Source organism: Streptomyces roseolilacinus (assembly GCF_014649335.1).
Lineage (GTDB): Bacteria > Actinomycetota > Actinomycetes > Streptomycetales > Streptomycetaceae > Streptomyces > Streptomyces roseolilacinus.
In genome coordinates, this window is the sequence record NZ_BMSV01000026.1 from 1 (window position 1) to 10,087 (window position 10,087).

At 70.6% G+C, this 10,087-nt stretch carries 11 protein-coding genes; 8 read left to right on the top strand and 3 right to left on the bottom strand.

Translation table 11 applies throughout. The annotated features are described in order from the left end of the window. The 6 genes from IE106_RS29830 to IE106_RS29850 form a co-directional block, all read left to right on the top strand. Positions 1 to 1,081: alanine/glycine:cation symporter family protein (locus IE106_RS29830; RefSeq protein ID WP_189538360.1), on the top strand; the 1,081-nt coding region annotated here is incomplete at its 5' end. Positions 1,082 to 1,425: 344 nt separating this feature from the next. After that, positions 1,426 to 2,838 carry an amino acid permease gene (locus IE106_RS29835; protein ID WP_189538361.1) on the top strand — a complete coding sequence of 471 codons (1,413 nt, stop codon included), beginning with the start codon at positions 1,426 to 1,428 and terminating at the stop codon, positions 2,836 to 2,838. 80 nt (positions 2,839 to 2,918) lie between these two features. After that, positions 2,919 to 3,341 (top strand): M67 family metallopeptidase, encoded by a 423-nt coding sequence (locus tag IE106_RS29840; protein WP_189538362.1) that lies wholly within the window; start codon positions 2,919 to 2,921, stop codon positions 3,339 to 3,341. A gap of 130 nt (positions 3,342 to 3,471) precedes the next feature. Next, complete coding sequence (locus IE106_RS31080) at positions 3,472 to 3,588, top strand: putative leader peptide (protein ID WP_373296007.1); 117 nt, start codon at positions 3,472 to 3,474, stop codon at positions 3,586 to 3,588. Between the two features lie 135 nt (positions 3,589 to 3,723). After that, positions 3,724 to 4,002 (top strand): MoaD/ThiS family protein, encoded by a 279-nt coding sequence (locus tag IE106_RS29845; RefSeq protein ID WP_189538363.1) that lies wholly within the window; start codon positions 3,724 to 3,726, stop codon positions 4,000 to 4,002. Next, positions 4,002 to 4,952 carry a PLP-dependent cysteine synthase family protein gene (locus IE106_RS29850; protein WP_189538364.1) on the top strand — a complete coding sequence of 317 codons (951 nt, stop codon included), beginning with the start codon at positions 4,002 to 4,004 and terminating at the stop codon, positions 4,950 to 4,952. Before IE106_RS29845 ends, IE106_RS29850 begins: the two co-directional genes overlap by 1 nt. A gap of 60 nt (positions 4,953 to 5,012) precedes the next feature. Here IE106_RS29850 and IE106_RS29855 read toward each other — a convergent pair whose 3' ends face one another. Further along, positions 5,013 to 5,522, bottom strand: a complete 510-nt coding sequence (locus IE106_RS29855; RefSeq protein ID WP_189538365.1) for a type II toxin-antitoxin system PemK/MazF family toxin — start codon at positions 5,520 to 5,522, stop codon at positions 5,013 to 5,015. 247 nt (positions 5,523 to 5,769) lie between these two features. Here IE106_RS29855 and IE106_RS29860 point away from each other — a divergent pair, with 247 nt between their 5' ends. Continuing rightward, a complete protein-coding gene (locus tag IE106_RS29860) occupies positions 5,770 to 6,519 on the top strand; it encodes an MBL fold metallo-hydrolase (protein WP_189538366.1) in 750 nt (249 codons plus the stop codon). 90 nt (positions 6,520 to 6,609) lie between these two features. Here IE106_RS29860 and IE106_RS29865 read toward each other — a convergent pair whose 3' ends face one another. Next, entirely contained in the window at positions 6,610 to 7,875 is a 1,266-nt protein-coding gene (locus tag IE106_RS29865; protein WP_189538367.1) for a PTS transporter subunit EIIC, read from the bottom strand. Between the two features lie 434 nt (positions 7,876 to 8,309). Further along, positions 8,310 to 9,581, bottom strand: coding sequence for a PTS transporter subunit EIIC (locus tag IE106_RS29870; protein ID WP_189538368.1), 1,272 nt, complete (start codon positions 9,579 to 9,581; stop codon positions 8,310 to 8,312). 184 nt (positions 9,582 to 9,765) lie between these two features. Here IE106_RS29870 and IE106_RS29875 point away from each other — a divergent pair, with 184 nt between their 5' ends. Beyond that, entirely contained in the window at positions 9,766 to 10,020 is a 255-nt protein-coding gene (locus IE106_RS29875; RefSeq protein WP_268255352.1) for a PTS sugar transporter subunit IIB, read from the top strand. Positions 10,021 to 10,087: the final 67 nt, after the last annotated feature.

A 10,087-nucleotide genomic window follows, 5' to 3' on the forward strand; every position in this document is an offset into this window, starting at 1 on the left:
CGGCACCGTCTCCGGCGGCCCGATGCACTACCTGCCCAAGGGCCTCGCCGACCGCTTCGGCGCCGGCGGCGCGAAGGTGGGCAAGGTGCTCGCGGTGCTGGCCTCCGCCATGGTGCTGTTCTTCGGCCTCTTCGGCGGCAACCTCTTCCAGGTCAACCAGTCCTACGCCCAGCTGGTCTCCGTCACCGGCGGCGAGGACGGCCTGATGGGCTCCTCCGCCGGCGCGCTGTTCTTCGGCGCCCTCGTCGCCGCACTCGTCGGCGTCGTGCTGCTCGGCGGCATCCGCTCCATCGCCAACGTCACCAGCAAGCTCGTCCCGGCCATGGCCGGCATCTACATCGTCGCCTGCCTCGTGGTCATCCTGGCCAACCTCACACACGTGCCGGCCGCCGTCGCGCAGATCGTCGAGGGCGCCTTCGACCCCGAGGGGGTCGCCGGCGGTGTGCTCGGCGCCCTGATCATCGGCTTCAAGCGCGCCGCGTTCTCCAACGAGGCCGGCATGGGTTCCGCGCCGATCGCGCACTCCGCGGTGAAGACCAACCACCCGGCGAGCGAGGGCCTGGTCGCCCTGCTGGAGCCGTTCATCGACACGGTCGTCATCTGCACCATGACCGCGCTGACCATCGTCATCGCCAACCCGGCCAGCTGGGGCGAGGCGCGTCAGGGCGAGTCCATCGGCGGCGTCACGATCACCTCCGACGCCTTCGCGACCGTCATGCCCTGGTTCCCCTACGTCCTCACCGTCGCGGTGCTGCTGTTCGCCATCTCCACCGTGCTCACCTGGGGCTACTACAGCCTCAAGGCGTGGACGCACCTCTTCGGCCGCAGCCGGACCAGTGAGATCGCCTGCAAGGCCGTCTACACGCTGTTCTCGATCGCCGGCACCCTGCTGACGCTGCAGACCCTGATCGACCTGGCCGACGCGGTGCTGTTCACGCTCGCCGTCATCAACATCATCGGCCTGTACCTCCTCGCCCCCGTCGTCAAGCGCGAGCTGAACTCCTTCCTCGACCACGTCAAAGCCCGCAAGGCCGGCGTCGAGCCGGAGCGGCGGGAGGAGGAGCCGGCCGAGACCCCGTGACCGCCCGTGAGCGCCCCGTGAACGGGCGGGCATCCGCCCGCGCGGTCGACGCGCCCCCGCACCGGACCCGGTGCGGGGGCGCGTTCGCTCAGCGGACGCTCAATTCCAGATAACGATCCGTTAAGGAAAAGGTGCACTTTTCACCGATGATTGGCCGATTAGGGCCGTTTTGTGAGTGGCGCAGGTCACAGCGTGCTTCGTCCCCTATGTGTACGACTGTGATACATCTGCACGACCGCCGGGAGCGCCACCCATGCTCCCGGGGGCGCCACAGCCGGCCGACCGCCGGCGGCACTCCAGCCATGTCCGGGGGGATCAGCGTGGAGAAAGGCGCACCGAACACCATGACCTCTCTGAAGGTCGAGAACGACCACAGCGGCGACGGAGCCGTCGGCGAGGGCTACCAGCGGGGCCTGGGCGCCCGGCAGATCCAGATGATCGCCATCGGCGGTGCCATCGGCACCGGCCTCTTCCTCGGCGCGGGCAAGGCCATCTCCAAGGCCGGCCCGAGCCTCATCCTGGCGTACGCGATCGCCGGCCTCGTCATCTTCTTCATCATGCGGGCCCTGGGCGAGCTGCTCATGTACCGCCCGGTGTCCGGCTCCTTCTCGGAGTACGCCCGCGAGTTCGTCGGCCCGTTCGCCGGTTTCGTCACCGGCTGGACGTACTGGCTGTTCTGGGTGGTCACCGGCATCACCGAGGTCACCGCGGCCGCCACGTACATGACGTACTGGTGGAACATCCCGCAGTGGGTCTCGGCCCTCGTCTTCACCGTCGTGCTGTACGGCGCGAACCTGATCTCCGTGAAGCTCTTCGGCGAGCTGGAGTTCTGGTTCTCGATGGTCAAGGTCACCGCCATCGTCGGCATGATCCTGATCTGCGCCGGCATCCTCACGCTCGGCTTCTCCGACGCCGGGGACACCGCGTCCGTCACCCACCTGTGGGCCGACGGCGGCTTCTTCCCCAAGGGCATCGGCGGCACGGTGATGACCCTGCAGATCGTGATGTTCGCCTTCCTGGCGGTCGAGCTCGTCGGCGTCACCGCCGGTGAGTCCAAGGACCCCGAGACGACCCTGCCGAAGGCCATCAACACCGTCCCGTGGCGCATCGCCGTCTTCTACGTCGGCGCGCTGATCATGATCCTGTCGGTCGTGCCGTGGACGCACTTCAAACCGGGCGTCTCGCCGTTCGTCGCCGCCTTCGAGCAGATGGGCCTGGGCGTCGGCGCCGCGATCGTGAACTTCGTGGTGCTCACCGCCGCCCTGTCGTCCTGCAACTCCGGCATGTACTCCACCGGCCGCATGCTGCGCGACCTCGCCCTCAACGGGCAGGGCCCGCGCCTGTTCACCCGGCTGACGAGGTCCGGCACGCCGCTGGTCGGCACCACCTTCTCGGCCGCCCTGATGCTCGTCGGCGTCTGGATCAACTACCAGTGGCCCGGCGAGGCCTTCGACAAGGTCGTCTCCTTCGCGACCATCTCCGGCATGTGGGCCTGGATCATGATCCTGATCTCGCAGATCCGCTACCGGGCCAGGGCGGACCGCGGCGAGCTGCCGCAGTCGACGTTCAAGGCCCCCGGCGCCCCCTTCACCAGCTGGTTCGCCCTGCTGTTCATCTTCGGCGTGATCGTGATGATGGGCATCGACGCCGAGGCGCGGGTCTCCCTGTACTGCGCCCCGCTGTGGGCGCTGCTCCTGGGCGTCTCGTACCTGGTGCTGAAGGCGCGCGACCCGGAGAACGCCGCGTTCAAGCGCTGACTCCCGGCCGCTGTCCGGCATGTGGGCCCGTCCGTACCATCCCTCGGTACGGACGGGCCCGTCTGCTTATCCTGATGCGCATGCTGACCATCACACGGGCCCTGTACGACCAGATCGTCGCGCACGCCCGCGCCGACCACCCGGACGAGGCCTGCGGCGTGGTCGCGGGACCGGCCGGCTCCGGACGCCCCGAGCGCTTCGTCCCGATGCTCAACGCCGCCCGCTCGCCCACGTTCTACGAGTTCGACTCGGGTGACCTGCTGAAGCTGTACCGCGAGATGGACGACCGCGACGAGGAGCCGGTCGTGATCTACCACTCGCACACGGCCACCGAGGCCTACCCGTCCCGCACCGACGTCTCGTACGCCAACGAGCCCCAGGCGCACTACGTCCTGGTCTCCACGGCCGACACCGACGGCGCTGGCCCCTTCCAGTTCCGGTCCTTCCGCATCGTGGACGGCGAGATCACCGAGGAAGAGGTCCGGGTCGTCGAGGCCTACTGAAGCGCACAGGACCGCACGGAACCGCACTGACCTGCGACTCGCCGGACGGTCATCCGCATGCTGAGCGGATGCCGTCCGGGATGCGAGATCACACTCCGATCGGGCGACCGGGAATCGATACGATGACCGCATGGTTTCCATCGACGTGAGCGAACAGACGCCGGGCCCCGTCCTGCTCGTCGCGCGGCTGCACGTCGACCTGTGCCGCCTCGCCAGCGCCATGTGTCCCCGCGACGCCGCCGCCTGACCGGCGGCCCTCCGCGCACGACCCGCCTTTCGCACCACCGCACCGCGTCCCGCGAGCGCCCCCTCCGGGCGCCCGGCCCGCCCTGCCCCGTCTCCGCCGCCCCAGCAGCCTTCAGCCTCCACAGGAGTCCACATCATGGCCATCGAGGTCCGCATCCCGACCATCCTCCGCACCTACACCGACGGCGCCAAGGCCGTCGAGGGCAGCGGGGAGACCCTCGCCGAGCTGTTCGCCGACCTCGAGACCCGCCACACGGGCATCCGGGACCGCATCGTGGACGACGGCGAGCTCCGCCGCTTCGTGAACGTGTACCTGAACGACGAGGACGTGCGCTTCCTCGACGGCATCTCCACCAAGCTGTCGGACGGCGACAACGTCACGATCCTCCCGGCGGTCGCCGGCGGAATGCGCTGATGCGCTACGACAGCCCCCTCGCCGCGGTCGGGAACACCCCGCTCGTCCGGCTGCCGCGCCTGTCCCCCTCGGAGGACGTGCGCATCTGGGCCAAGCTGGAGGACCGCAACCCGACCGGCTCCGTCAAGGACCGCCCCGCCCTGCACATGATCGAGCAGGCGGAGAAGGACGGCCGTCTCACCCCGGGCTGCACCATCCTGGAGCCCACCAGCGGCAACACGGGCATCTCGCTCGCGATGGCCGCCCGCCTCAAGGGCTACCGCATCGTCTGCGTCATGCCCGAGAACACCTCCCAGGAGCGGCGCGACCTGCTCGCCATGTGGGGCGCCGAGATCGTCCCGTCGCCCGCGGCGGGCGGCTCCAACACCGCCGTGCGGGTCGCCAAGGAGCTGTCCGAGCAGAACCCCGACTGGGTGATGCTCTACCAGTACGGCAACCCGGACAACGCCGCCGCGCACTACGAGACGACCGGCCCGGAGATCCTCGCCGACCTCCCCTCGATCACCCACTTCGTCGCCGGGCTCGGCACGACCGGCACCCTCATGGGCGTCGGCCGCTACCTGCGCGAGCACAAGCCCGACGTGCGGATCGTCGCCGCGGAGCCGCGCTACGACGACCTGGTGTACGGGCTGCGCAACCTCGACGAGGGCTTCGTCCCCGAGCTGTACGACGCCTCCGTCCTCACCACCCGCTTCTCGGTCGGCTCGGCCGACGCGGTGACCCGCACGCGGGAACTCCTCCAGCAGGAGGGCATCTTCGCGGGCGTGTCGACGGGAGCGGCCCTGCACGCCGCGATCGGCGTCGGCAGGAAGGCCGTGAAGGCGGGCGAGTCCGCGGACATCGTCTTCGTCGTCGCCGACGGCGGCTGGAAGTACCTGTCGACGGGCGTCTACACGGCACCCACCACGGAAGCGGCCATCGAGACCCTCCACGGCCAGCTCTGGGCCTGACCGGCGGCCCGGCCCCCGGCCCGGCCGGGCGCCCCCGCGGGCGTCCGGCCGCCGGGCGGCTCACTCGACCGCGAGGTGCCGCACCCGGTCCCAGACCAGCGGGTCGACCGCGCCCACCCGCCGCCTGAACTCCCACAGCCCCACGTCCCGCAGCTCCCCGGTGTCCAGGAAGCTCGCCCGCCCCCGCGCGTCGCCCACCGACCCCGGCGGCAGTGCGATCACCCCGGCCCGCTCCTGCCGGTACTTGCTGGTGATCTTCGCGACGAGCGCCGAGTCGCCCCGCACCGCCAGCACCAGGCACGGCCGGTCCTTCGACCCCGGCCCGTCCTCGAACGGCACGTCGGCCCACCAGATGTCGCCCGGCTCCGGCCGCCGCGCCGGCGCGGTCCGCGGCCCGGCGGGCCGCCGCCCCGGAGGCCGCCCGGGAGGCCGCGTCCGCCCGCCTGGACCCCGCCCGCCGGTATCCCGCCCGCCGGGGCGGCGCCCGCCGCGCCCCCATCCGTCGGCCACCGCCGCGACGAGCGCGACCACCACGACGGCGCCGAGCGCCAGCCACCAGGACGTGTCCATACCCCCGGACGTTACCGGCCCGCGCCCCGCCCCGCCCGGCCGCCCGTCCACCCGCGTCACGGCCCCCCGCCGCCACCGCGCCTCCACCCCCACCGGTCCATCCGAACCGGTGACAGCACGGGTGAGTTCCCCCACAACGGGCCGCTGCGAAGGAGCGCCCCGCCGCCCCGAGCCGTACGCTCGTCGAACCGCACGACCTCCCCCCCGCCAGCGTCTCCCCGCTCCCGTCCACGGAGGTTCACGCTCCATGAAGCTCACCGTCGTCGGCTGTTCCGGGTCGTTCCCGTCCGCGGAATCGGCCTGTTCGAGCTACCTCGTAGAGGCCGACGGCTTCCGCCTGCTCCTCGACATGGGCAACGGCGCCCTGGGCGAGTTGCAGCGCCACTGCGGTCTCTACGACCTCGACGCGATCTTCCTGTCGCACCTCCACGCCGACCACTGCATCGACATGTGCGCGTACTTCGTGGCGCGGTTCTACCGCCACGACGGCACGTGCGACGCCCTCCCGGTGTACGCGCCCGACGGCGCCGAGCAGCGGCTGGCCACGGCGTACGCGGACGTGCCGTCGGCCACGGCCATGAGCGAGGTGTTCGACTTCCGCACGCTGAAGCCCGGCTCGTTCGACCTCGGCCCGTTCCGGGTGCGGGCGGAGCGGGTGTGCCACCCGGTGGAGGCGTTCGGCATCCGGATCGAGCACGCCGGCCGGGCCGTCACGTACTCCGGCGACACGGGCGTGTGCGACGCGCTCGACGAGCTGGCGGCCGACACGGACCTGTTCCTGTGCGAGGCGTCCTTCACCCACGGCAAGGAGGACATCCCCGAGCTGCACCTGAACGGCCGTGAGGCGGGCCTCCACGCGACCAGGGCCCGCGCGAAGCGCCTCGTCCTGACGCACATCCCGCCGTGGACGGACGGCGAGCGCAACCTGGCCGACGCGCGCGAGGTCTACGACGGCCCGGCGGAACTGGCCCGGCCCGGCGCGGTGTACGAGCTGTAGCCGCCGGGCGCGGACGAGCACATACGACAACGGGGAAGGCCCCGGGACCCGATCGGGTCCCGGGGCCTTCCCCGTTGCCGCGCGGCGCGGCTACTTCGCCTCCGCCTTCTGGAGCTCCGCCAGCTCCTCGTCCGACTCGCGGCCCGGAGTCGGCAGGTTGAACTTGATGATCGCGAAGCGGAACACCACGTAGTAGACCGCCGCGAAGCACAGGCCCACCAGGGCGAGGCCCCACGGGTTGGTGGCGATGCCCAGGTTCAGGATGAAGTCGACCAGGCCCGCGGAGAAGCCGAAGCCGTCCTTCATGCCGAGCGCCCAGGTCAGCGCCATCGAGACACCGGTCAGCAGCGCGTGCACCGCGTACAGCACCGGGGCGATGAACATGAACGTGAACTCGATCGGCTCGGTGACGCCGGTGACGAACGAGGTCAGCGCGAGCGAGAACATCATGCCGCCGACGACCTTGCGGCGCTCCGGACGGGCGCAGTGGACGATGGCGAGGCACGCCGCGGGCAGCGCGAACATCATGATCGGGAAGAAGCCGGTCATGAACTGCCCGGCCGTCGGGTCACCCGCGAGGAAGCGCGCGATGTCGCCGCTCTTGCCGTTGTACTCGCCCGCCTGGAGCCACGGGAAGGAGTTCAGCAGGTGGTGCATGCCGACCGGGATCAGCGCGCGGTTGGCGACACCGAAGATGCCCGCGCCCACGGCGCCGGAGTTGACCAGGCTCTCGCCGAACCAGTGCAGACCCGCGCCGAGCCACGGCCAGATCAGCCCGAAGAGGATGCCGGTGACCAGACCGGCGAACGCGGAGAGGATCGGCACCAGGCGCCGGCCGCCGAAGAAGCCCGCCCAGTCCGGCAGCTTCGTGCGGTAGAAGCGCTGGTAGAGCAGCGCCACGATGAGGCCCATGACCACGCCGCCGAGCACCTTGGCGTCGACCGCCTGCTCCACCATGACGATCTTGCCGTCGACTATGGCTTCCTTCTTGGGCAGGTTGCTGTCCGTGAAGGTGGCCAGCACGCTCTTGAAGACCAGGTAGCCCGTCACCGCGGCGAGCGCGGTCGACCCGTCCGACTTCTTCGCGAAGCCGATCGCGATGCCCACCGCGAAGAGCAGCGCCATGTTGTCGAGGAGCGCGCCGCCACCCGCGGCCATGTAGCTCGCGATCTTGGTGATGAACGTCGGGAACGACTCCCTGCCGAGCATGTCCGGCTGGCCGAACCGCACCAGGAGCGCGGCGGCGGGCAGCACGGCGACCGGCAGCATCAGGCTGCGGCCGATGCGCTGCATGACAGCCATCACGCCCGCGCCCTTCTTCTTCTCCGCCGCGGGGGCGGTGCTGGCCGTACTCATCTACTTCCTCCAGTGGGCAAGGCGCCGCCCAGGGAAGGGAAAAAGGGGGACGGCGGCGTCTTAGGGGATGGCCGCGGCACAGAAGAGACCGCCGCGTGGTCTACACCATTACTGGTGTAGACCTGTTGTAGCACGGCCGGGGATAGATAAGGAACCTACGAATACATAACGCCTGGCTCACGAACCACGACCGCCCCGGCGGACCCCCGCACCCCTCGCCCCACCCCCGCCCCGCAGCCCTCGGCGCCGCACCGTGGCGCCCCGGCCGGCCGCGCCATCCCGCCGCACGCCGGCCCGCCCGGTGGGCGGCCGGCGCCGGCCGCACGGAGCGCCCCGCGGAAGCACCGGTCCCGGTCCCGTCGGACGCACGCGAAGGCCCCCGGACCGACCGGTCCAGAGGCGCTCGGGGCGCGGCGCGCGGTCCGGCGCAGCCGCTACGGCTTCGTCGTCTGCCGCGTCATCTCCTCCTCCGCCTCCTCCGGCTCCCGCCCCGGCGTCGGCAGTTTGAACAACGTGATCGCGAAACGGAACACCACGTAGTACACGACGGCGAAGCCTAGCCCGATCGGGACGACCAGCCACGGCCTGGTCCCCAGATGCCAGTTGACGACGTAGTCGATCAGCCCCGCCGAGAAACTGAAACCCGCGTGCACCCCCAGCGCCCAGGTGATCGCCATGGAAGCACCGGTGAGCAGCGCGTGCAGCCCGTACAGCAGCGGCGCCGCGAACATGAACGAGAACTCGATCGGCTCGGTCACCCCCGTCACGAACGAGGTCAGCGCCACGGACACCATCAGACCCGTCACCTCGGCCCGCCGCTCCGGCCGCGCCGTGTGCGCGATGGCCAGCGCGGCGGCCGGCAGACCGAACATCATGATCGGGAAGAAGCCCGACATGAACTGCCCCGCCGTCGGGTCCTCCGCGAAGAACCGCGTCAGGTCACCCCGCACCACCGTCCCGTCCGGCTCGGTGAACTCACCCGCCTGGAACCAGAAGAACGTGTTGAGGAACTGGTGCATGCCCACCGGGATCAGCAGCCGGTTCGCCAGGCCGAAGATGCCCGCCCCCCACGCGCCCAGCCCGATCAGGCGCCGCGCGAACCACTCCAGCGCGTCCCCGACCGGCTCCCACAGCAGCCCGAACACCACCCCCAGCAGCACGCACAGGAACGCCATCTGGATCGGCACCAGCCGCCGCCCGTTGAAGAACCCCAGCCAGTCCACCAGCCTCGTCCGGTGGAACCGCTGCCACACCACGGCCGTCAGCAGGCCGATCAGGATGCCGCCGAGGACCCCCGGGTTCTGCGGCACCCCCTCCGGCACGTCCGCGGTGACCGTCCCCTCGCGCGGGAACGCCTTCAGGACGTTGAAGTAGACGAGGAAGCCCACCACCGCCGCGAGCGCCGTCGAACCGTCCGCCTTCCTCGCGAACCCGATCGCCACACCGATGCAGAACAGCAGCGGCAGCCCGAACGCCCCGTCGAGGATCGCCGTACCCCCCTTCAGCAGGACGTTCGACACCCTGTCCCAGAAGCCCCCGTGCAGGTACGCGGAGAAGAGGTTGCCCAGACTCACCAGCAGGCCGGCGGCCGGCAGCACCGCCACCGGGAGCTGGAGACTGCGGCCGACCTTCTGCAGGCCCTGGAGGAGGCCGTTCCACCGGGATCCGCGCGCGGGGGCCGCGCTCGCCGTACGGTCGTCGCTCATCCGCGTCCTCCCGGAGACAGGACTGGTGTAGACCAGTTGCGATAGGCTCGGCCGGAGCCCGGCCACGGGCAGAGTGCCGGTGATCGTCATGATCGAGGACGGAACGGCGGCTCGCCTGCGTAGATGGGCCAACCGTGAGCTACCGTGACGAACGCGGACGTACGGGGCGCCGAGACCGCGCCCCGTGAACACCAGGGAGAAACACATGGCCAGCAAGGCTGAGAAGATCGTCGCCGGGCTCGGTGGGATCGACAACATCGAAGAGATCGAGGGCTGCATCACCCGCCTGCGCACCGAGGTGAGCGACCCGGACCTGGTCGACGAGGCCGCCCTGAAGGCCGCCGGCGCCCACGGCGTCGTCAAGATGGGCACCGCCATCCAGGTCGTCATCGGCACCGACGCGGACCCCATCGCCGCCGAGATCGAAGACATGATGTGACCGGCCCCTAGGTGTATTGATCACGAGCGTTGTTAACAGGGCCGGGGTCTTGATCATGGCGAAGACC

Bases quoted from the DNA above. Each gene is read 5' to 3' on its own strand.
- IE106_RS29835 (WP_189538361.1), top strand. From the start codon at position 1,426: ATGACCTCTCTGAAGGTCGAGAACGACCACAGCGGCGACGGAGCCGTC.
- IE106_RS29840 (WP_189538362.1), top strand. From the start codon at position 2,919: ATGCTGACCATCACACGGGCCCTGTACGACCAGATCGTCGCGCACGCC.
- IE106_RS31080 (WP_373296007.1), top strand. From the start codon at position 3,472: ATGGTTTCCATCGACGTGAGCGAACAGACGCCGGGCCCCGTCCTGCTC.
- IE106_RS29845 (WP_189538363.1), top strand. From the start codon at position 3,724: ATGGCCATCGAGGTCCGCATCCCGACCATCCTCCGCACCTACACCGAC.
- IE106_RS29850 (WP_189538364.1), top strand. From the start codon at position 4,002: ATGCGCTACGACAGCCCCCTCGCCGCGGTCGGGAACACCCCGCTCGTC.
- IE106_RS29855 (WP_189538365.1), bottom strand. From the start codon at position 5,522: ATGGACACGTCCTGGTGGCTGGCGCTCGGCGCCGTCGTGGTGGTCGCG.
- IE106_RS29860 (WP_189538366.1), top strand. From the start codon at position 5,770: ATGAAGCTCACCGTCGTCGGCTGTTCCGGGTCGTTCCCGTCCGCGGAA.
- IE106_RS29865 (WP_189538367.1), bottom strand. From the start codon at position 7,875: ATGAGTACGGCCAGCACCGCCCCCGCGGCGGAGAAGAAGAAGGGCGCG.
- IE106_RS29870 (WP_189538368.1), bottom strand. From the start codon at position 9,581: ATGAGCGACGACCGTACGGCGAGCGCGGCCCCCGCGCGCGGATCCCGG.